21 protein-coding genes are annotated in these 19,520 nt (G+C 72.2%); 5 read left to right on the top strand and 16 right to left on the bottom strand.

Annotated features, from left to right (window positions below):
* Positions 1-229 precede the first annotated feature (229 nt).
* The 11 genes from AQJ11_RS31685 to AQJ11_RS31635 form a co-directional block, all read right to left on the bottom strand.
* Positions 230-742, bottom strand: a complete 513-nt coding sequence (locus tag AQJ11_RS31685; protein WP_059265446.1) for a hypothetical protein — start codon at positions 740-742, stop codon at positions 230-232.
* Between the two features lie 185 nt (positions 743-927).
* Positions 928-1,611 (bottom strand): uracil-DNA glycosylase, encoded by a 684-nt coding sequence (ung, locus tag AQJ11_RS31680; RefSeq protein ID WP_059265445.1) that lies wholly within the window; start codon positions 1,609-1,611, stop codon positions 928-930.
* Positions 1,612-1,730: 119 nt separating this feature from the next.
* Positions 1,731-3,308, bottom strand: a complete 1,578-nt coding sequence (locus AQJ11_RS31675; RefSeq protein WP_059265444.1) for an ABC transporter substrate-binding protein — start codon at positions 3,306-3,308, stop codon at positions 1,731-1,733.
* 193 nt (positions 3,309-3,501) lie between these two features.
* Positions 3,502-4,263, bottom strand: a complete 762-nt coding sequence (locus AQJ11_RS31670) for an SDR family oxidoreductase (protein WP_014671372.1) — start codon at positions 4,261-4,263, stop codon at positions 3,502-3,504.
* 21 nt (positions 4,264-4,284) lie between these two features.
* Positions 4,285-5,046 (bottom strand): 3-oxoacyl-ACP reductase FabG, encoded by a 762-nt coding sequence (fabG, locus tag AQJ11_RS31665; protein WP_014671373.1) that lies wholly within the window; start codon positions 5,044-5,046, stop codon positions 4,285-4,287.
* 148 nt (positions 5,047-5,194) lie between these two features.
* Positions 5,195-5,644 carry a DUF3037 domain-containing protein gene (locus tag AQJ11_RS31660; protein WP_014671374.1) on the bottom strand — a complete coding sequence of 150 codons (450 nt, stop codon included), beginning with the start codon at positions 5,642-5,644 and terminating at the stop codon, positions 5,195-5,197.
* A complete protein-coding gene (locus AQJ11_RS31655) occupies positions 5,641-6,429 on the bottom strand; it encodes a HipA family kinase (protein ID WP_059265443.1) in 789 nt (262 codons plus the stop codon). Before AQJ11_RS31655 ends, AQJ11_RS31660 begins: the two co-directional genes overlap by 4 nt.
* Before the next feature lie 112 nt (positions 6,430-6,541).
* Positions 6,542-7,495, bottom strand: coding sequence for a magnesium transporter CorA family protein (locus AQJ11_RS31650; protein WP_058079751.1), 954 nt, complete (start codon positions 7,493-7,495; stop codon positions 6,542-6,544).
* Positions 7,496-7,561: 66 nt separating this feature from the next.
* Complete coding sequence (locus AQJ11_RS31645; protein WP_014671377.1) at positions 7,562-7,987, bottom strand: DUF7144 family membrane protein; 426 nt, start codon at positions 7,985-7,987, stop codon at positions 7,562-7,564.
* 33 nt (positions 7,988-8,020) lie between these two features.
* Positions 8,021-8,488 carry an SHOCT domain-containing protein gene (locus tag AQJ11_RS31640; RefSeq protein WP_014671378.1) on the bottom strand — a complete coding sequence of 156 codons (468 nt, stop codon included), beginning with the start codon at positions 8,486-8,488 and terminating at the stop codon, positions 8,021-8,023.
* 101 nt (positions 8,489-8,589) lie between these two features.
* Positions 8,590-9,936: a hypothetical protein gene (locus AQJ11_RS31635; protein WP_059265442.1), complete on the bottom strand. Its 1,347-nt coding sequence runs from the start codon at positions 9,934-9,936 to the stop codon at positions 8,590-8,592.
* Between the two features lie 548 nt (positions 9,937-10,484).
* On the opposite strand from AQJ11_RS31635, the gene AQJ11_RS31630 reads away from it, so the two are divergent.
* Complete coding sequence (locus tag AQJ11_RS31630) at positions 10,485-10,982, top strand: ion channel (protein WP_014671380.1); 498 nt, start codon at positions 10,485-10,487, stop codon at positions 10,980-10,982.
* 14 nt (positions 10,983-10,996) lie between these two features.
* Here AQJ11_RS31630 and AQJ11_RS31625 read toward each other — a convergent pair whose 3' ends face one another.
* The 3 genes from AQJ11_RS31625 to AQJ11_RS31615 form a co-directional block, all read right to left on the bottom strand.
* Positions 10,997-11,194 carry a hypothetical protein gene (locus AQJ11_RS31625; protein WP_014671381.1) on the bottom strand — a complete coding sequence of 66 codons (198 nt, stop codon included), beginning with the start codon at positions 11,192-11,194 and terminating at the stop codon, positions 10,997-10,999.
* A 161-nt stretch (positions 11,195-11,355) separates the two neighbouring features.
* Positions 11,356-14,034 carry a winged helix-turn-helix domain-containing protein gene (locus AQJ11_RS31620; protein ID WP_244218433.1) on the bottom strand — a complete coding sequence of 893 codons (2,679 nt, stop codon included), beginning with the start codon at positions 14,032-14,034 and terminating at the stop codon, positions 11,356-11,358.
* A 144-nt stretch (positions 14,035-14,178) separates the two neighbouring features.
* On the bottom strand, positions 14,179-14,736 hold the full coding sequence (locus AQJ11_RS31615) for a hypothetical protein (RefSeq protein WP_059265441.1): 558 nt from the start codon (positions 14,734-14,736) through the stop codon (positions 14,179-14,181).
* Positions 14,737-15,116: 380 nt separating this feature from the next.
* Here AQJ11_RS31615 and AQJ11_RS31610 point away from each other — a divergent pair, with 380 nt between their 5' ends.
* Both AQJ11_RS31610 and AQJ11_RS31605 read left to right on the top strand, forming a co-directional pair.
* Complete coding sequence (locus AQJ11_RS31610; protein WP_244218432.1) at positions 15,117-15,680, top strand: fasciclin domain-containing protein; 564 nt, start codon at positions 15,117-15,119, stop codon at positions 15,678-15,680.
* Between the two features lie 183 nt (positions 15,681-15,863).
* The gene (locus AQJ11_RS31605) at positions 15,864-16,322 is read left to right on the top strand and encodes a Rieske (2Fe-2S) protein (protein ID WP_059265439.1); all 459 of its coding nucleotides are present in this window, start codon (positions 15,864-15,866) and stop codon (positions 16,320-16,322) included.
* Positions 16,323-16,328: 6 nt separating this feature from the next.
* On the opposite strand, the gene AQJ11_RS31600 is transcribed toward AQJ11_RS31605, so the two are convergent.
* Entirely contained in the window at positions 16,329-16,973 is a 645-nt protein-coding gene (locus AQJ11_RS31600) for a cysteine hydrolase family protein (RefSeq protein ID WP_059265438.1), read from the bottom strand.
* 98 nt (positions 16,974-17,071) lie between these two features.
* Here AQJ11_RS31600 and AQJ11_RS31595 point away from each other — a divergent pair, with 98 nt between their 5' ends.
* Complete coding sequence (locus tag AQJ11_RS31595) at positions 17,072-17,542, top strand: pyridoxamine 5'-phosphate oxidase family protein (protein WP_014671386.1); 471 nt, start codon at positions 17,072-17,074, stop codon at positions 17,540-17,542.
* Between the two features lie 15 nt (positions 17,543-17,557).
* Here the strand turns inward: AQJ11_RS31595 and AQJ11_RS31590 are convergent, their stop codons facing one another.
* On the bottom strand, positions 17,558-18,460 hold the full coding sequence (locus AQJ11_RS31590; RefSeq protein WP_014671387.1) for a LysR family transcriptional regulator: 903 nt from the start codon (positions 18,458-18,460) through the stop codon (positions 17,558-17,560).
* 74 nt (positions 18,461-18,534) lie between these two features.
* Here AQJ11_RS31590 and AQJ11_RS31585 point away from each other — a divergent pair, with 74 nt between their 5' ends.
* Positions 18,535-19,476, top strand: coding sequence for a DMT family transporter (locus AQJ11_RS31585; protein ID WP_175252088.1), 942 nt, complete (start codon positions 18,535-18,537; stop codon positions 19,474-19,476).
* Positions 19,477-19,520: the final 44 nt, after the last annotated feature.

Raw genomic sequence — 19,520 nt, 5'->3', positions numbered from 1 at the left:
GTCACCCACCGCCCGCCGGCCCCACCCGGGCCCCCGCTCCCGGCGCCCTCTCGCCGGCCGCACACCCCCGTGCCGCTCCCACCCCCGGCGGTGACCGGTCCTCCGGATGTCTGCGCCCTGGGCAGGACGTACGGCGGCTGGCGGAAGGACAGTCCCCAAGCCCGGATCTGCGCACAGGCATACGGCCACTGACCGCCGCCCCGAAGGCGGGTGAACTCCCGGCCCGGCCCTAGCCCTGGCGCGGCGGTCTCCAGCCCTCTTCGCCCGGCGTTCCGTCCTCCCCCAGCCGCAGGGCCAGACGGCTGATCTCGGACCGGACACCCGCGCCGTAGCCGTCGTCGGCGAGGCACCGGGCGGCGCTGCGGGCCCGGCGCAGATGGCTGCGCGCGGCCTCGGCGCGGCCCAGCTTGGCGTAGTCGGCGGCCAGGTTGAGGTGCAGGGAGGGGAAGAAGCCCCGCACGCTCGACGGGCCGGCGCCCACGCGGCCGTCGGCGGCCTCCTCCGCCGCCGACAGCGCCCGCAGGTCCCAGGCGAGTTCGTCCGCCGGGTCGTCCTGGGTGTCGGCCAGGTAGTGGGCCAGGGTGCAGCGGTGCAGCGGGTCGCCCTCCTCGCCGACCTCCGCCCACAGGTCCAGGAAACGGCTGCGGGCCTCTTCGCGGTCGCCTCCGTGGTGCAGCATCACGATCTGCCCGATCCGCGTCAGCACGGCGTCCGGCGCCGCCTGTTCCTGTCGCTCCGCCACGGGGTCCCTCCGGGCCGTCGGCAATGGTCCGCTGCTGACGCTAACCGGCGCGCACCGGATTCCCGGACAGGCGGCGCCGTCGTGCCGACGGCCGGTGGCCGACCGCGGGCCCGTGGTGGCGGGTCGCTCCCGCGCGGCGGAGCCGCACCTCGACGCGGCCCCGCGCCCCGGGCCCCCGGCCGCCGTCAGCCCAGGTTCGGGATGCGCCAGTCGATCGGCTCGTGCCCCTGCGCGGCGATCGCCTCGTTGATCTGCGTGAACGGGCGGGAGCCGAAGAACTTCTTCGCGGACAGCGGCGAGGGGTGCGCGCCCTTGACCACCACGTGCCGGGTCTCGTCGATCAGCGGGAGCTTCTTCTGCGCGTAGTTGCCCCACAGGACGAAGACGGCCGGGTCGGGCCGGGAGGCCACCGCGCGGATCACCGCGTCCGTGAACTTCTCCCAGCCCTTGCCCTTGTGCGAGTTGGCCTCGCCGGCCCGGACCGTGAGGACCGCGTTGAGCAGCAGCACGCCCTGCCGGGCCCACGGCATCAGATAGCCGTTGTCCGGGACGGGCAGGCCCAGCTCCTCCTGCATCTCCTTGTAGATGTTCCGCAGGGAGGGCGGGGTCTTCACGCCGGGGCGGACCGAGAAGCACAGGCCGTGGCCCTGGCCCTCGCCGTGGTACGGGTCCTGGCCCAGGACCAGGACCTTCACCCGCTCGTACGGCGTGGCGTCCAGCGCGGCGAAGACCTCCTCGCGCGGCGGGTAGACGGGACCCCTCGCCCGCTCCTCCTCGACGAACTCGGTCAGCTCCTTGAAGTAGGGCTGCTGCAGCTCGTCGCCCAGAACCCCGCGCCAGGACTCGGGCAGCATGGCGATGTCGGTCACGTCAACGTCCTCACGATGTCGATCAACTACGGCGTGCGGTCACTTCAGGTCTTCGAACCTACAGGCGCCCACTGACAACCGGTGCCGCGAGGACCGTACGCCGAGCCCGGCAGCCGGGCTCACCAGCTGGTCTTGCGGTGCAGCGTCCACATCATCATGATCGTCGAGGGGTCCAGGGCCTGCTCGCCGCCGGAGATGTCGACGCTGGCCGCGAGGAACTGCCGGCCCTGCCACAGCGGGATCAGCCGGGCGTCGTCCACCATGATCCGCTGGGCCGCCTCCACGTCCTTGACGGTCTGGGCGCGGTCGCTCTCCGCGCGCGCGTGGGGCAGCAGCCGGCCGGTGATCTCCTTGGCCGGGTAGGGCGTGCCGAGCGCGTTGTGCTCGCCGACGAACGGGGCGATGAAGTTGTCGGCGTCCGGGAAGTCCGGGAACCAGCCGCGTCCGAACACCGGGTACTCGCCCTTCTGGTAGCCGACCACGTAGCTCTTCCAGGGGCGGCTCTTGAGGGTGATGCTGAACAGCCCGGAGTCGTCCAGCTGCCGCTTCAGCTCCCGGAACATCAGGGCCGTCTCGGAGCCGTAGCGGTCGGTGGTGTACCAGAGGGTGAGCGGGACGGGCCGGGTGATGCCGGCGTCGGAGAGGATCTCGCGGGCCTTGGGGACGCTCGGTTCGCCGTAGTCGTCGAAGAACGGGGTGGCGTGGCCGGTCAGGCCCTTGGGGACCATCGAGTACAGCGGGTCGACCGTGTCCTTGTAGACCTTGTGCGCGATGGCGCTCCGGTCCACGATCTGGGCGATGGCCTTGCGCACGGCGGGCTGCTTGGCCCAGGGGTCCTCGGGGTTGAACACCAGGTAGCTGATGTCGGTGCCGGCCCCGTCGACCAGTTGCAGGTCCGCGCCGGCGTGCTCCTGGAGGGCGAGGATGTCGTCGGCGGCCAGGCCGCGGTAGGTGACGTCGATCTGCTTGTCCCGCAGCGCCTTGACCATGCCGGCGGAGTCCTTGAAGTACCGGATGGTCACCGCGTCGTTCTGCCGCTTGGCGAAGCCCTGGTAGGTGTCGTTGCGCACCAGGACGGCCTTGCCGCCCTCCTCGTAGGACTGGAGCTTGTACGGCCCCGAGCCGTGGACCGTGGTGTCCTCGCGCAGGGAGTCGGCGGGGTAGTCGTCCGGGTCGACGATCGACATGGCGGGGGTGGCCAGCACGAACGGGAAGGTGGCGTCGGGCTGGTTGAGGTGGAAGACGATCTCGCGGTCGCCGCTGGTCCGGACGTCGTCCAGGCTGCCGAGCAGCCCGGCGGGGCCGCCGGGGGCGTCGATGGCGCGGATGCGGTCGATGGAGTACCGGACGGCCTCGGCGGTCAGCGGGTCGCCGTCGGCGAACTTCAGGCCGGGGCGCAGCTCGCAGCGGTAGGTGCGGCTCGTGGAGTCGGTGAAGGAGCAGCTCTCGGCGGCGTCGGGCTGGGGGGTGGTGGCGCCGTTCGGGTAGGCGAGGAGCGTCTGGAAGATGTTCCGGTACAGCTCCCAGGAACCGTCCCAGGCGCCGGCCGGGTCCAGGGTGCTGGGGGCGCTGGTGGTCCCCACGACGATCGGTCCCTGGCTGTCGGGATCGCCGTCGGACAGCAGACTGCATCCGGCCACCAGCGACAGGGACGCGATCGCCGCGACTCTCCGCAGGAATCGGTTCCGGTTGAACACGCGCACGCTCCTCGATCCGCCGTACCAAGGGTCGGCAGACCATACCGCAGCGTCCCGGAGCCTCAACCTGCCCGATTTCGGACCGTGTTGATCGTCTGAGCGGTGACGACGTTGTCATTCCGCTGTGCGGACTCCGGACGGCCTTCCGGGCGCCGATCCGTCCGAAAATCGGCGCCCGGAAGAGATGCGCGGCTCAGCTCACGCCGGCGTTGAGGAAGATGCCGCCGTCCACGACGAGGGTCTGACCGGTGATCCAGTCGGACTGCTCGGAGGTGAGGAACGCGGCGGCTCCGCCGATGTCGGAGGGCACCCCGAGCCGGCCGAGCGGGTAGGCCGCCGCGGCCTCCTCCTCGCGGTTCTCGTACAGGGCCTGGGCGAACTTGGTCTTGACGACGGCCGGGGCGATCGCGTTGACCCGCACCTTGGGCGCGAACTCGTGCGCGAGCTGCTGGGTCAGGTTGATCATCGCGGCCTTGCTGACGCCGTAGGCGCCGATGAAGGGCGAGGGTGCGAGGCCCGCGATGGAGGCGATGTTGACGATCGCGCCGCCGTTGTCCTTCTGCCAGGCGTGCCAGGTCTTCTGGGCGAAGCCGAGCGCGGAGATCACGTTGGTCTCGAAGACCTTGCGGGCGACGTTCAGGTCGAGGTCCGCGATCGGGCCGAACACCGGGTTGGTGCCCGCGTTGTTGACGAGGAAGTCGACCCGGCCGAAGGCCTCCATGGCGCGTTCGACGACCTCGCTCTGGTGGTCGAGGTCGTGGGCCTTGCCGGCGACGCCGATGACCCGCTCGGCGCCGAGCTTCTCGACGGCTTCCTTCAGGGCGTCCTCGCCCCGGCCGGTGATGCACACGCGGTCGCCACGCGCGATCAGCGCCTCGGCGACGCCGTAGCCGATACCGCGGCTGGCGCCGGTGACGATCGCGACCCTGCCGGACGGCTCCGGGAGTTCAGTCATGTCCGTGTTACCCCTGGGTCCTTAGTTGAGCGGTCCGCCGGCGACGTACAGCACCTGGCCGGAGACGAAGCCGGCGGCCTCGCCGGTGAAGAACGCGATGGCGTTGGCGATGTCCTCGGGCTCGCCGACGCGCTGCACCGGGATCTGGGTGGCGGCGGCCTTCTTGAAGTCCTCGAAGCCCATGCCGACCCGGTCGGCGGTGGCCTTGGTCATCTCGGTGGCGATGAAGCCGGGGGCGACGGCGTTGGCGGTGATGCCGAACTTGCCCAGCTCGATGGCGAGGGTCTTGGTGAAGCCCTGGAGACCCGCCTTGGCGGCCGAGTAGTTGACCTGGCCGCGGTTGCCGAGCGCCGAGGAGGAGGAGAGGTTGACGACGCGGCCCCAGCCGGCGTCGACCATGTGCTTCTGGACGGCCTTGGTCATCAGGAACGAGCCGCGCAGGTGCACGTTCATGACCGTGTCCCAGTCGGAGGCGCTCATCTTGAACAGCAGGTTGTCGCGCAGCACGCCCGCGTTGTTGACCAGGATGGTCGGGGCGCCCAGCTCCTCCACGATCCGGGCGACGGCCGCCTCGACCTGCGCCTCGTCGGAGACGTCCGCGCCGACCGCGATGGCCTTGCCGCCGGCCGCGGTGATCTTCTCGACGGTGTCCTTGCAGGCGGCCTCGTCCAGGTCGATCACGGCGACCGCGCGGCCCTCGGCCGCCAGTCGTACGGCGGTGGCGGCGCCGATGCCGCGCGCCGCGCCGGTGACGACCGCGACCCGCTGTTCAGTGGTGGACATTGCTGTGTCTCCTCGCCCTTGAGAGAACCTGTCGGGCCCTCGGAGAGGACCCCTTGGTGCGGTGAGCGACCGCTTAGTACCTTCAGCACCCGTGACGCTAGAAGCCCCGGCACCCGGTGTCAACGGCACATCCGCCCGGTGTGATCCATTACCTCACCAAGAGGTCCAGCAACCGCTCCGTCTCGGCCGCCGGGTCGGCCGTCAGGCCGGTGTGCACGGGGCCGGGCTGGACCACGGTGGAACGGGGCGCGATCACCCAGCGGTAGCGGCGCCCCGCGTCGTCGCCCGCCGCCTGCCCGGCCTGGTCACCGCCCGCGCAGTGCCGCTCGATCGCACGCAGCGCGGCCCGCACCCCGGCGACGTCGGCGGCCGGGTCCAGCGCGCGCAGCCGGGCCTCGTCCAGATGGGTGCGGGCGCCGACGTAGTCCCGGGCGCGGCAGTACACGACCACGCCCGCGTTGATGCACTCCCCGCGCTCCACCCGGGGCACGACCCGCAGCAGCGCGTACTCGAACACGTCCCGGTCGCCGCCCTGGCCCGCCCGGGTGATGTGCCGCTCGGTCACATGGCCGGCCATGTGGATGTGGCGCTCGCTCACTTGCCCTCCCCCGTTGCGGAGCCGCTGACGGTGCCGATGCCGGTGATCCGCTCGGCGATGCCGGCCGCCCGCGCGAGCAACGGCCGGGCGTAGGCCCGGCGCAGGTCGTCCGGTGCGTCGAAGCCGGGCTCGTCGGCGAGCCAGACGTCCGGGATCTCGGCGGTGACCTCGGCGAGCAGGTCCTCGGTGACCCGGGGGGCCAGCTCGGCCGCGGCGGCCGTGACGTCCGGGGCGAAACCGGCGAGGGCGTGGTCCGAGGCGTCGTAGGGACGGGCCGCCGAGGCCTCGGCGCCGGGCCAGTTGTGGTGCCAGATCATGGTGGCGCCGTGGTCGATGAGCCACAGCTCGCCGTGGTGCACGAGCAGGTTGGGGTTGCGCCAGGAGCGGTCGACGTTGTTGATCAGTGCGTCGAACCACACGATCCGGCCGGCCTCCTCGGGGCTCACCGGGAAGGCGAGCGGGTCGTAGCCGAGGGCGCCGGACAGGAAGTCCATGCCGAGATTGGTGCCGCCGCTGCCCCGGAGCAGGTCCTGCACCTGCTGCTCCGGCTCGCCGAGCCCGAGGACCGGGTCCAGGCGGACGGTGACCAGGCGGGGCATGCGGAATCCGAGGCGCCGGGCGAGTTCGCCGCACACCACCTCGGCGACCAGCGTCTTGCGGCCCTGTCCGGCGCCGGTGAACTTCATGACGTACGTCCCGAAGTCGTCGGCCTCGACGAGCCCCGGCAGCGAGCCTCCCTCACGCAGGGGCGTGACATAGCGGGTCGCGGTGACCTCTTTCAGCATGTTCCCAGGCAGCCCGTCTCTTCAGCCTTGCTTCAAGGGCCGTTCGCCCTTCGCTTCCGGCCTCCGGCATGAAGTGAGCATAGTAACCGAGGGTGATCGTCGGTGAAGAGCGTCAGGCCTGGTCCCGCAGTCTCCGCCAGGCGCGGGTGCGGTGCAGGACGTAGAGGGAGACGAGCAGGACGCCCGCCTGGAGCCCTATGGCCAGCAGCCAGAAGACCACCCTGCTCTCCAACTCGTCGGTCATGAAGGCGAAGTTCATGCCGAAGAAGCCCGTCAGGAACGACAGCGGCAGGAAGATCACCGACACGATGGCCAACCGGTTGATCACGCCGTTCTGCTCGCCCGCGACCAGGGACCCGTAGCTGGCGAAAGCCCGGCGGGTGGCCTCCTGCAAGGACTCGATGTCCGCGAGGACGAGCCGGGCCGCGCGCTGGAACTCCTGGGCGAGCCGCTGCCGCTCCACCGGGAAGTCGCGGCTCATCATCCTGCGGGTGATCATGTCCTCGACCACCTGCAAGTACGGCAGCAGCGAGTGGTGCAGGAGGGCGGCCCGGCGGCGCAGGTGGGACAGACGGTAGAGCTGCTCGGGGCGCCGCTGCGCGAACATGGCGTCCTCCAGCTCCTCCACCTGGAGCCGGGCGTCCACCGCGGCCCGGCGGAACGTCGTCAGCGCCTCCTGGAGCACCAGGAACAGCGTGGCCACGGCATCGTGCGGCTTCTCCCGCCGCAGGTACGTGGTCCAGTCCGCCGCCAGGGCGGCCCGGCCCCGGTGGGAGACGACCAGGTGACGTTCACCGGCCAGCATGTGCAGATGGGCGACCCGGCCGCCATGGACCACCGGCACGACGAACGTGGCGATGTCACCCAGGAATTCGGCCCGCGCGGACTCCCCCTTCCTGCCGAACCAGGCCAGTTCCTCGGCATCCAGTCCGAGCCGGTGGGCCAGTGGCTCGCTCGCCGGGCCCTCCTCCGCGGGCAGCTCGACGTCCAGCAGCAGGAAGGGGTCGAGGGCGAGCCGCTGACGCGCCTCCGCCAAGGAGAGGCGCGTGGTGGCCCCCTCCGGCATCGACACCCTCCTTATGATCATCGCGCCCTCACCGCGGTCCTCGCCCACGCCCGGCGTGCGCGGCCCTCAGTCGAACACGCCGGAGGCGCCTTGCCGCCCCACGCACAGGGCCCAGATGACGAATCCGGAGAAGGCCATCAGAACGATCGACCAGACCGGGTAGTACGGCAGGGACAGGAAGTTGGCGATGATGACCAGCGAGGCGATGACCACCCCGCCGGCGCGCGCCCACAGGGCACCCCCGAAGAGACCGAGGCCCACCAGCAGCGCGACGGCGCCGAGGATCAGATGGATCCAGCCCCAGCCCGTGAGGTCGAACCGGAAGACATAGCTGCGTGTCGCGAGGAACACGTCGTCGTGCGCGATGCCCATGATGCCGCGGAAGATGTCCAGCATCCCGGCGAGTACGAGCATGACGGCGGCGAAGGCCGTGAGGCCGGTGGCCCATTGCTGTTTGGCGGTCTGTGTGGAAGCGGTGTGTGCGGCGGGCATGGTGCGACCTCGTTTCTGTGCTGTGCGCCGTGTTCAGCGCGTTGAGGCGGAGGGGGCTGCGTCCGGACGCCCGGACGGCCCGCTGCCGGCGAGGACCAGTTCCTTCGCGCGCCGGAACTCGTCGTCGGTGATGTCTCCGTGCGTGCGCATCGCGGACAGTTTCGCGATCTCGTCGGCACTGCTCAGGGGGGCGTCCGCCCGGGCGGTGCGGCGGATGTAGTCGTCGACCGCCTGCTGCTGCGCGCGGGCCTGCTGCACCTCCCGGCGGCCCATGTTCCTGCCGCGGGCGATCAGGTAGACGAAGACGCCCAGGAAGGGCAGGACGACGACGAACACCAGCCACCCCGCCTTGCCCCAGCCACCCAGGTCGTCGTCACGGAAGATGTCGGTGACGACCCGGAAGAGCAGGATGAACCACATGATCCACACGAAGAACACCAGCATGGACCAGAAGACGCTCAGCGCCGGATAGTCATAGGCGAGGCGGATGTGCGTGCTCATGTCTCAGCCTCCGTCCCGGGTCCGCGCCCGGTAGCCGTTCCGTACGCTCAGCGTGCGCGGAGCGGACCGCGGCCACCTCACCCGGTACGGGTGAACGTCCGTCATGGGACCGGTCGGTCCACCCGGTCGGGCACCGGCCCCGTCGCCGCGGACAGGACCGCCGTGACGGCGAGCACGACCACGACCAGGACCAGGACGAGCACCACCGCGCCCACCGTGGGGTGGTTCCACAGCACGAGGGACAGGGCGCCGGCCCCGATGATCACACCGGTGGTCCAGGACCGGTGAACGGCCAGCCACTGTCCGAAGGGGCCGGTGCGCACCCCGGCGCGGCTCAGCTGCCGCCCCGCCGCCGTGGTGCCCTTCTGCGCCGCGGACCGCACGCCCCGGGCCGCGCGACTCGGCCCGTACAGCCAGGCCGCCAGTGCCGTGATCAACGAGACGACGATCAGCGTGCGGACACTGTCGCGCAGGAAGCGGACAAAGGTGTCGAAGATCGCCGCCGCCGCGTCGGGGGGCAACGTGGCCGGCGGGACCGAGTCGAGATAGACACGCCGTACGACGACCAGTGCCACGAGCAGGACGACCATCATGGCGCCGACGCCGAGGGCGGTGACCATCAGCATCACCCGGTGTCCCGGAGCGGTCCACACGGCCGCGACGGCCGCGACGAGGGCCAGGACGGGGACCCAGACGCCGAGGATGTCGAGCAGCCGCATCGCGTTCTGCGCCTGGTGCAGCTTCTCGGTGTGGAACAGGGTGATCGAACGGTCGATCCGCGGGATCGCGGAGGCGTGCTTGAACCCGGCGTCCACCAGGCGCTTCTGCACCTGGTCGATCACCACACCGATGTCCAGCTGGACCGTGTCGCCCTGCGCCCGGAGCGCTCCCTGCCCTTCTCCGGTGAGCATGCCGACCACCGAGGACTGCGCCCGCCGGTTGCCCGCCACCCATGCCTGCTCGAAGACATCGCTGGTCACGACGCGGTGGACGACCCGGTGCACGACCGACCGCAGGGCGGAGCGCAGGGGGCCGGTCAGCTCCCCGGCCGCGTCGACCACACGGGGCGGCGCTCCGCTGTCCGCCAGGACCTTGGCGAGCGAGGACGTCACGGCCTGGACGTCGACCTGGCTCACCACGCGGTCGGTCAACCGGTTCACGACGGCGTTCTGGACGGCCGGCTCCGAGGCGAGCGGCGCCACGGTCTGCACGTACCGGTCGGTGTCGGCGACCGTGTCGTGGACCCAGACCGCGACCACGGCCAGCGGCGCGAGCACGAGCGTCAGCACCAGGAGGACCGATGCGCCCAGGCGACGCAGACGCCGGTGGCGTACCCGCGCGGCGCGCTGGAGCCGCAGGTACTCCGCGTGTTCGTCGGGGGTCAGGGCATGACCGGCCGGTTCGGGCGAATCCGGGCCGACGGGTCCGGAGGCGGTGCCGGAATCCATGGTCCTCCTTCGGACGGGGTGTCGTCGGTGGCGTCGGGGACCCGGCCCGCGGAGGGTTCCTCCTCCGTGAGCTCGCGGACGGCCGGGTGCGCGGCGTCCGTGCCCGGCTCGCGCCGGCCAGGGAAGCCCGGTCCGGGCCGTACTCGCCGGGCGAAGGGACGCGTGGCCTTCGCGGGCCCGGCCACGTGGGCCGGCGGTGCTGAGGGAGGGGCCCCGCCGGCGAGCCGCCGCGGTCGGACATGCGGCTCGTGACCGCGGGAGCAGGTCATGGCTCCTCCTCACGCGATCGGCGGATCTCTTCCGCAGGGCCGACGGGGCCGTGTGCGGGCACCTCACCGGGCCAGAGTGCCGCCGACCGGTCGCCGGGGGGTCACCCGCGGCGGGTGATCCGTGCACAGGACCGGGACGATGAGGTGGTGCGGAGGGCCGGCGACCGGCCCGTGGCGGAGCGGACGAAGAGGCACGAGATGACCGATCCAGTGGCTGCGGGCGAGCAGCCGGACCCACCGGAGGGGACGGCGCGTCCCCTCCGGCCGGGTGCCTGGGCGATGGCCGTCTCGATCACCCGCTCGGCCGGTGTCGCGGCCGGTCTCGTCACCGCGTACTACCTGTTGCCGCTGGACCGGTACCAGGAGGGCCTCGCCGCACTGACCCTCGTCGGTGGCCTGCTGGCGACCGCCCTGTTCTTCGGCTGGGAGATGTGGCTCATCAGGCGCTCACCCTGGCCGCGGCTGAAGGCCGTCGAGGCCGTGGCGGCCACCGTGGCGCTGTATCTGGTCCTCTTCGCGAGCGGCTACTACCTGCTCGAACGCACGGTGCCCGGATCCTTCAACGAGCACCTGAGCAGGACCGACGCGTTGTACTTCACGCTCACCACGTTCACCACCGTCGGCTTCGGTGACATCGTCGCGCTCTCCGAGACGGGAAGGGTGCTGGTGATGTGCCAGATGACGTGCACCCTGCTGATCGTGGGTCTTGCCGTCCGGGTGCTCGGGGCCGCCGTCCGCGCCGGTCTTCGGCGCCAGGGGCGGGGCACGCCGGAGTGAGGCCGACGGCCGGGTCAGGACGGCATCTGGCGCATCTCCAGCACCCTCAGCCCCAGGGACTGGCAGCGGGCCAGCAGCCCGTACAGGTGTGCCTCGTCGACGACCGCCCCGAAGAGGATGGTCTGGCCGGCCATCAGGACGTGGTCCAGCTCGGGGAACGCCTTGACCAGCGTCTCGGTCATCCGTCCGTCGACGCGAATCTCGTAGCGCATGAGCTGCTCTCCCCACGTCTCCCCGAGGGGACCGCCGGTCCCTGTCCGTGCGATCCTCCGGCTCCGTCCCTCGCACCGCTTCGCCCGTGGGAGGTGATACCGCCGGTCGCGCGGGCGGTACGACCGCGCGCGTCCCGCCCGCCCGCTCGCGCAGCCTGCCGTCACAGGAGCCCCAGTTCGCGCGCGCGGCGCACCGCGTCATGGCGCCGGTTCACGGCCAGCTTCCGGTAGGCGCTCTTGAGATGGGTCTTCACCGTGTTCACCGAGACGTACAGGTCGGCGGCGATCTCCTCCGTGGACATCATCTGCGCCAGCCGGCGCAGGACGTCGCGTTCCCGTCCGCTCAGTTCCTCGACCACCGGCGGCGCCGGTTGCTCCCCCGTGCGCGCCGGAGAGCCGCGCCTCGTGGGTCCGCAGGGGAGCCGGCCCTCGGCCAGTGCTCCCAAGGGCAGGGTGCGCAGCCACGGCCCGGCCTCCGCGAAGGGGCGTCGCAGCCGCTCGCGGCGGGCCTCCCGGAGCGCCCGCGCGACGAGCCCGCGCTGGGCGGCGTGGTCACCGTTCTCGCCTGCCAGCCGGGCCCTGACCAGTGCGGCCCGTACGGTGATGGCGGGACCGAGGTCGCCCTGTGGCCGCATTCTGTCGAGCAGTTCGGCCGCGGCCTCGAACCTGCCCGCGGCCAGTTCCGCCTGCGCGGCCCCCACCAGGCACACCGGCTCGTCGCCGGGCGCGTCCTGCAACAGCTTGACGGCCATCTCCGGCCGGCCCTCGGCGAGGTGAGCGGCGGCGGCCACGGACGCCGTGTGCGCCTCGGCCCAGGGGGACGCCACATCGGCCGCGACGGCCCGGTCCGCCGCTTCGAGCGCTGCCTGCGGGTCGCCGCGGGCCAGCAGGATCCGCCCGGTGACGATGGCCCGCCCCGCTTGCGTCACCGGGTCCGGCGGCGGGTGCCGCGCGTCCACCGCGGCGTCGAGGAGCGCCTGCGCCCGGTCGAGCTCGTCGCGTTCGACGGCCACCGCGGCCAGGACCAGCGAGGCCAGCCCGGGACCGGGCGCCGGGGGCGGGCCGCCGCGGTCCGCCGCGGTGACCGTGGCCAACGCCGTGCGCTCGGCTCTGCCCGGCCAGCCCCTCAGATAGTCGATCAGGGCCAGGTGGCCCAGACACTCCCGGCGTGCCTGTTCCGTCGCACCCGTCCCGCTGGAGTCGACCACCGTGGTCAGGGCCGCTCGGGCGTCCCGGACACGGCCCGCCCACAGCCGTGCCGAGCCGAGGTGGGTGAGCAGGAGGGCGATCAGCTCGGGGTGCGCCTCAAGAAGCGCGTCCGGGACGTCGCGCCGCACCTGTTCCGCCAACTGTGCCGCCCTCTCGGCCTGGGCCGGCGCACCCGTCAGGCGGGCCACCAGAGTCTCCAGGAAGGCGCAGCTCAGCCGGGTCGCGGCCAGGTCGGCCGGATCGCCGTCCGCCGGTCCGGCCTGTGCCGCCAGGGCCTGTGCCGCCCGCCGCAGACGGGAAGAGCCGCGCGCGACCTCGCAGCGGGACAGCTCGCAGGCGGCGCGGACGAGGTCCGTGGCCGCGCTGGCGGGCTCGGGCCCCATGCGGGAGAACAGCCGGGACAGATCGTCGCAGTGCAGGCCGGTGAAGACCTCCCCCAGGGCGAGGTCGCCGATGACGGCGCGGGCTGCGGTCTCCCAGTCCTCCGCCGCGGCCGCGTGGCCGAGCGCTTCGCCGAGGGACCCCGAGCGCCGCAGCCAGCGTGCCGCGCGGCGATGGAGCTCGGCTTCCAGTTCCGGGGAGCGCACCCGGAGGTGGGCGCGGAGGATCTCCCCGAACAGCGGATGGAGCCGGAACCAGGCGTGCCCGAGGTACTCGACGAAGGCGTTCTGGCCGTGCAGAGCGGTCAGGACCCGTTCGGCGTCGGTGCGCCCGGTGAGGGCGTTGGCGAGATCGGGGCAGAAGCGTTCGAGGACGCTGACCCGCAGCAGCAGGTCCTGCGTCCCGGCCGTCTGCCGCTTGAGCACCTCGGCCAGCAGGAAGTCGGCGATCGTGGTGCGGTCGGCCTCGAACTCCTTGAGGAACGTCCGCGGATCCGTCTCCCCCTGTGCCGCCAGGGCGCACAGGCGCAGCCCGGCTGCCCAGCCACGGGTGCGCTCCACCAGCGCGCCCACGTCGTCGGCCGGGAGACGCAGGCCGTGCAGCGCGAGGAGAGCGGCCGCTTCGCCCGGGGTGAAGGCCAGCTCGGCGTTCCTGATCTCCGTGATGGTGCCGGCCGCCCGGTAGCGGTGCAGCGGCAGGAGGGGCTCGGTGCGCGTGACGAGAACCAGGCGCATGCCGTGGCCCGCCTGACGGAGGACGAATTCGAGCTGGTCCGCGATCTCCGGGTCGGTCACCCGGTCGTATTCGTCGACGACCAGGATCACCGGGGTGTTCCGGGTGCTCAGTTCGGCGGCGAGCCGCGTGAGCAGCCTGTCGTCCGCGCGGCCCGCTTCGGCGGGGAGGCCGGCGTCGGCGGACGTCGTCACGCCGGCCAGGCGCAGGGCCTCCAGGAGGTACGCCCAGAAGGTGCCGCCTCCCTTGTCCGCCACCTGGGCGGTGAGCCAGGCGACGGGCTCGTCCCGGGTCGAGGCCCAGTCGGCGGCCAGCAGGGTCTTGCCCGCTCCCGCGGCTCCGTGGACCACCGTCAACGGGGTCAGCAGGGCCTCGTCGAGGTGCCCGGCCAGCCGGTCGCGCCGCAGGAACGTCACGGGACGCGCCGGTACGGCGAACTGCGTGCGGAGGAACGGGTCCCCTCGGGGATCGGCATGTGATGTGGCCGGCGCCCGTCCGTTCCCGCCCGGTTCGGCCATGCTCCTCACCACCTCGGTCGTCGCCCTGTGGACGACGCAGGAAGGGCAGAACTGCCCTGGGCACAGCGGGGACCGGATGTCTCCGGCGACGCCGGCTGTGACGAGCGCCGGTGGACAGTGAGGACGGCGCCCTGTGATGTCAGCTTACCTTCCGGATCGCCGGGGCTCGTGGTGACCGTCGGCCTCGCCGCCCCTCCGAAGGCGTGTCAGTTCGGAAGGCCGTGCGCCGAGACGGGTCGTCAGCCGGTGCTTCGCGGCGGCCGTCAGCTCGTCCAGACGCTGCTGAAGCCGGTTCATGTCCGGGGCGAGGTTCCCCTTGGCCACCTGGCCCAGGACGGTCGCGACTTCCCGTTCGAGACCGGCCATGGCCGAGCGGACCTCGCCGCTGTCGACGTCCGCTCGGGCGCTGTCCCAGACGGTGCGGCACTCGTCCCTGAGCCTGACCGCTTCGGCCCTGGTCCGCTGCCGGTGCTCAGGCGAGTCCGACGCGCTGATGGACTGCGGTAGCCCAGCCACCCAGTCCCTTGCCGCGCACACCTGCCTGAACTGCTGGTGGACGGCTTGCCGCTGGGCCTGAAGTCCCGATCGCTCGTCCCTGCGGCGCTGTCCCAGCGTCCTGACCACGTAGTGGGCCGTCGCTCCGAGGAAGCCTCCGCCGAGGGCTCCGCCGAGGCCCACGAGCGCCGTACCAAGCCTGATCACACCTGTCAGTGAACGGCTCCCGGCGGCGGGTACGGCGGTCCACGCCGAACGCGTCACCCGTTGTGCCCGCAGACGGGCACGCGGTCGGTCGAGTGGCGAGGGGTCCGACGCCCCCGTGGGGGACCCCAGTTCGTCCGGCAGGGTCCCCGGCCGTGGTGACGTGTTCCCGCGAACGGACCGGCGACGCGGCTCTGCCGGGGGCCGGGCTTCGAGATGCGGTCCTCCGCGGCGGCTGGTTACGCTCGCTGAGTGGCCGGGTGGAACGGCCCATGGCCTGGCGCAGCAGTCGCCCCGCCCCGCCCAGCGGAGAACTTCCGCGGTCCACACCGTCGCAGTGCTCACACCTCCACGGGAGGAAGGTTGCGATGAGGTTCACCCGCATGCGTACAGCAAGGGCCACCTGGGCGGCTCTGGTCGCCGTTCCGCTGGCACTCGGAGGTCTGACGTCGCAGAGCCACGCACAGGACGCGTCTCCCAGCCCGTCGGGGACGTTCGGTCCCGGCTGCTCGTCGCTCTCGCAGAAGGCCGACACGGCCAGGGACAAGGTCGTGGAGGCGGCAGCCGCCTACCCGGAGCTCAGCCAGCTGGTGGCGGCCACGGTCCGGGCCAGGCTGGGCGGTGCCCTCGACGGGAAGCCCGACGTCACCGTCTTCGCCCCCAACGACCAGGCGTTCAAGAAGGTGACCGCCTCGCAGCTCGCCTCGCTGCTGAGGAACGAGGGACAGCTGAAGAAGGTGCTGACCTACCACGTCGTGGACCAGCGGATCGCCCCGGACCAACTCTCCAACGGCTCCTTCACCACGGTGGAGGGCGGCAAGCTGACGACGTCGGGCTCGGGCAGCCACTTCAAGGTCAACGGCAAGGCGAACATCGTCTGCGGCAACATCAAGGCCGCGAACGCCACCATCTACGTCATCGACGCGGTCCTCCAGCCCCCGTCCTGACCCAAGGCTCCCGCTCCCCGGCTCGGTGCGCCCCCCAAGGGCCCGCCCGGGGGCGGGAGCCCCCTCGCGCGGCTTCCGGTCGTCACCGGACGGGAAGGATCCGGGCGCCCGTCTGAACGGCCGCCCTCTCCCGGCCGTATCCCCTGACGGACCACGAGAAGCTCCGCGGAAGGACACCCTCAGATGACCAGCCCATCCCTCCCCGCAGCGGGACCGGCCCGCCGTACCGTCATGGCGGCGGCCGGAGCGGCGGGGCTCGCCGCCGCGCTGACCGCCTGCGGTTCGGGCGACGACTCGTCCGGCACCGCCGACACCGGCTCGGCAACCGGCGGGTCCGCGCAGGACGGCGCCGGCGGCACCGCGCTGGCCAGGACCGCCGACATCCCCGAGGGCGGCGGCAAGATCTTCAAGGACCAGGGCGTCGTGGTCACCCAGCCGTCGGCGGGCACCTACAAGGCGTTCTCGTCCAAGTGCACCCACCAGGGCTGCGCGGTGGGCAGCGTGGCGAACGGCGTGATCGTGTGCCCGTGCCACAACAGCGAGTTCTCCGTGACGGACGGCAGTGTGAAGAAGGGGCCCGCGACGCAGCCGCTGCCCGCGGCGAAGATCACCGTCTCCGGCGACGAGATCACGCTGGCCTGAGCGGGTTCAGCGCCGTCCGCGCGCCCGCCCGAAGCAGCCGAGCAGTTCGTCGGTGGTCGCGACCGTGGCGACCAGGGCGAGGGTGTTGCGGATCAGCGCGGGGGTGTAGTCGGCGGGCACCCCCGCGATGGCGTCGGCCGGGACGACGGCGGTGTAGCCGAGGTTGACGGCGTCGAACACCGCGTTGGGCACGGACACGTTGGCCGAGACCCCGCTGACGATCAGCGTGCGGCAGCCGAGGTTGCGCAGCAGGGCGTCGACCTCGGTGCCGTGGATCGGCGACAGCCCGTGCAGCCGCCGTACCACGAAGTCCTGCTCGGCGACCTCGACCGGCGGCGCGACGCGGACCGCCGTGCTGCCGGTCAGCTGCTGCACGGGAAGCCGTTCGGCGGCCCGGAACAGGCGCGCGTTGCGGTTCGCGCCCCGGCCGTCGGGGCGGCGTTCGGCGACCGCGTGGATCACCTGCACACCGGTCTCGTGGGCGGCGGCGACCAGCCGGGCCACGTTGTGCAGGGCACCGGAGGAGCGTGCGACGCGGGCGAGTTCGGGCAGGGCGCTGTCCGGGCCGACGACCCCCTGCTGGCACTCCACGGTGAGCAGCACGGTGCTCGCGGGATCGAGGAGGTCGTCGAGTCGGTCGTACGACGGCATGGCAGCGCCCCCTTGAAGACGACGGCTTCTCCTTTCTGACGTGATGTCAGAGGATCACCATAGTTTTCCGACACGACGTGGGAGAAAGAGGGGGCCGCATGACCGTCACACAGCAGCGCCGGGGCCGGAAGATCATGATGACGCCCGGGGAACTGGACGAGTTCCTCACCGCCCAGCGCACCTGCCGGGTCGCGACCGTCTCGGCCGACGGCGCACCGCACGTCAGCGCGCTGTGGTTCGCCTGGGACGGCACGTCGCTGTGGCTGTACTCGGTGGTGCGCAGCCGGCGCTGGGCGCAGCTGCGCCAGGACCCCCGGGTGGCCGTCGTGGTGGACTCCGGCGAGGAGTACGACCAGTTGCGCGGGGTCGAGCTGTCCGGCCGGGTGGAGTTCGTCGGCGAGGTGCCGCGGCGGGGCGAGCTGTGCGCCGAACTGGACACGGCCGAGACGCTGTTCGCGCGCAAGAACTTCGGTCTGGACGAGATGCCGCACGACGGCCGGCACGCCTGGGCCCGGCTGACCCCGGACACGGTCGTGTCGTGGGACTTCCGGAAGCTGGGCGGGGCGTAGCCCGGACCGCGGGTCTCAGCCCAGCTTCCGGGCCGCCGTCCGCAGCGCCTCGACGGCCGCGCGGATGGAGGGCCTGCGGTCGGCGTCCGCCCGCCAGACCACGTACACATGGCGGCGCACGCGCTGCCTGAGGGGCACCAGGACCACGCCCTCGGGCACCGGGTGCCGGCCCAGCAGCGGTGCGATGCACACGCCCAGCCCGGCCGCGACGAGCCCGAGCTGGGTGTGGGTCTCCCCCGCGCGGTGGCCGACGATCGGCTCGACGCCCTTGGACCGCAGGGTGAACATCAGCCACTCGTGGCAGAACTCGCCCTCGCCCCAGGTGATCCACTCGTCCTCGGCGAACTCGGTGAGGTCCACCTCGTCCCGGTCCGCGAGCCGGTGCGCCGCGGGCATGGCGACCTCGGCCGGGTCGTCCAGCAGGGGCGCCTTGACCAGGCCGTCGGGCACGGGCATCGGCTTGTTGTACCAGTCCAGGACCACCGCGAGGTCGAGATCGCCGCGTACGACCCCGGCGATGCCCGCTTCCGGCTCCAGCTCGCTGGAGCGCACGCGCAGTCCCGGGTGCTCGGTGCGCAGGGCGCCGAGCGCGGCGGGGAACAGGCCGCGGGCGGCGGTCGGGAACGCCGACAGTCTCAGTTCGCCGACGACCTGGCCGCGCTGTGCCTCCAGGTCGGACTGGGCGAGCTCGACCTGGGACAGGATGCGCGCCGCGTGCTCCGACAGCAGTCGGCCGGCGTCCGTGAGCCGTACGCCCCGGCCGTTCTTGGCGAGGAGCTGCTGGCCGACCTCCCGCTCCAGCTTGCCGAGCTGCTGCGAGACCGCGGAGGTGGTGACGTGCAGCGCGTCGGCGGCGGCGCTGACCGAGCCGTGCCGGGCCAGGGCGTCGAGGGTGCGCAGGCGTTCCAGGTTCAACATGTAAGCGATTCTAAGAGGTACCAGGTGAGAAATCTCGATTGTGCTACGAGGTGGTCTCCCGCATCGTGAAGACCATGAGCACGGTCACCGCATCGACCCGAACCCGGTCCCAGTCCCCCGCACCCGCCCGGCCGCGCGCCCGCCTCGACTGGCGGCTCCGCTTCGGCGTCCTGTCCCTGATCTGGGGCTTCAGCTTCCTGTTGATCAAGGTGGGGACCGAGGGGTACGCGCCCTTCCAGGTCACCCTCGGGCGGCTGGTGTTCGGCACGGCGGTACTGGTGGCGGCGATGGCAGTGAAGCGGGAGCGGCTGCCGCGCGGGGCCCGGCTGTGGGGGCACATGGCGGTCGCCGCGTTCCTGCTGAACGCCCTGCCGTTCTCCCTGTTCGCCTACTCCGAGCTGACGATCCCGTCCACCCTGGCCGGCATCTGCAACGCCACGTCCCCCCTGTGGGGCATGGCCCTGTCCCTGGTCGCCCTGTCCGAGGATCGGCCGACCCGGGTGCGCGTCGCCGGGCTGGGCCTGGGCTTCCTGGGCGTCCTCACCGTGCTCGGCGCCTGGCAGGGCTTCCACGGGCTGGACGCCACGGGTACGGCGATGGCGCTGCTGGCCTCGCTGAGCTACCCGGTCGGCTGGATCTACGTGCGGCGGACCCTGGCCGGCACGGGGAACTCCCATCTGTCGATGACCGGGGGCCAGTTGCTGCTGGCGACCGTGCAGCTGGCCGTCGTGACGCCGTTGTTCACCAGCGTCCCGGAGCACTTCGCCGTCGTTCCGCTGCTGGCCGTCGCCGCCCTGGGCGCGCTGGGGACCGGGCTGGCGGTGCTGATCCAGTACGGGCTGGTCGCCGAGGTCGGGCCCACCACCGCCCAGATGGTCACGTACTTCATCCCCGTCATCGCCACGGCCGCGGGGGTGGCGATCCTCGGGGAGACCCTGCGGTGGACCACGCCGGTCGGGGCGGTGATCGTACTGGCGGGGGCCGCGCTCACGCAGGTGCGGGGCAAGGGCGCGTGAGGGGCGGGGCGCGGGTCCATGGTGGCTCACCGCGCCCCGCGCCC

It is taken from the genome of Streptomyces corchorusii, from assembly GCF_001514055.1.
Lineage (GTDB): Bacteria > Actinomycetota > Actinomycetes > Streptomycetales > Streptomycetaceae > Streptomyces > Streptomyces olivaceoviridis.
The sequence above is the reverse complement of the archived record's forward strand: the minus strand, read 5'-3'. Positions and strand labels throughout refer to the sequence as shown.

Excerpts from the sequence above, each read along its gene's own strand:
- AQJ11_RS31670 (WP_014671372.1), bottom strand. The coding sequence starts at position 4,263 with ATGACTGAACTCCCGGAGCCGTCCGGCAGGGTCGCGATCGTCACCGGC.
- fabG (WP_014671373.1), bottom strand. The coding sequence starts at position 5,046 with ATGTCCACCACTGAACAGCGGGTCGCGGTCGTCACCGGCGCGGCGCGC.
- AQJ11_RS31655 (WP_059265443.1), bottom strand. The coding sequence starts at position 6,429 with ATGCTGAAAGAGGTCACCGCGACCCGCTATGTCACGCCCCTGCGTGAG.
- AQJ11_RS31650 (WP_058079751.1), bottom strand. The coding sequence starts at position 7,495 with ATGCCGGAGGGGGCCACCACGCGCCTCTCCTTGGCGGAGGCGCGTCAG.
- AQJ11_RS31645 (WP_014671377.1), bottom strand. The coding sequence starts at position 7,987 with ATGCCCGCCGCACACACCGCTTCCACACAGACCGCCAAACAGCAATGG.
- AQJ11_RS31640 (WP_014671378.1), bottom strand. The coding sequence starts at position 8,488 with ATGAGCACGCACATCCGCCTCGCCTATGACTATCCGGCGCTGAGCGTC.
- AQJ11_RS31635 (WP_059265442.1), bottom strand. The coding sequence starts at position 9,936 with ATGGATTCCGGCACCGCCTCCGGACCCGTCGGCCCGGATTCGCCCGAA.
- AQJ11_RS31630 (WP_014671380.1), top strand. The coding sequence starts at position 10,485 with ATGGCCGTCTCGATCACCCGCTCGGCCGGTGTCGCGGCCGGTCTCGTC.
- AQJ11_RS31625 (WP_014671381.1), bottom strand. The coding sequence starts at position 11,194 with ATGCGCTACGAGATTCGCGTCGACGGACGGATGACCGAGACGCTGGTC.
- AQJ11_RS31620 (WP_244218433.1), bottom strand. The coding sequence starts at position 14,034 with ATGGCCGAACCGGGCGGGAACGGACGGGCGCCGGCCACATCACATGCC.
- AQJ11_RS31610 (WP_244218432.1), top strand. The coding sequence starts at position 15,117 with ATGCGTACAGCAAGGGCCACCTGGGCGGCTCTGGTCGCCGTTCCGCTG.
- AQJ11_RS31605 (WP_059265439.1), top strand. The coding sequence starts at position 15,864 with ATGACCAGCCCATCCCTCCCCGCAGCGGGACCGGCCCGCCGTACCGTC.
- AQJ11_RS31600 (WP_059265438.1), bottom strand. The coding sequence starts at position 16,973 with ATGCCGTCGTACGACCGACTCGACGACCTCCTCGATCCCGCGAGCACC.
- AQJ11_RS31595 (WP_014671386.1), top strand. The coding sequence starts at position 17,072 with ATGACCGTCACACAGCAGCGCCGGGGCCGGAAGATCATGATGACGCCC.
- AQJ11_RS31590 (WP_014671387.1), bottom strand. The coding sequence starts at position 18,460 with ATGTTGAACCTGGAACGCCTGCGCACCCTCGACGCCCTGGCCCGGCAC.
- AQJ11_RS31585 (WP_175252088.1), top strand. The coding sequence starts at position 18,535 with ATGAGCACGGTCACCGCATCGACCCGAACCCGGTCCCAGTCCCCCGCA.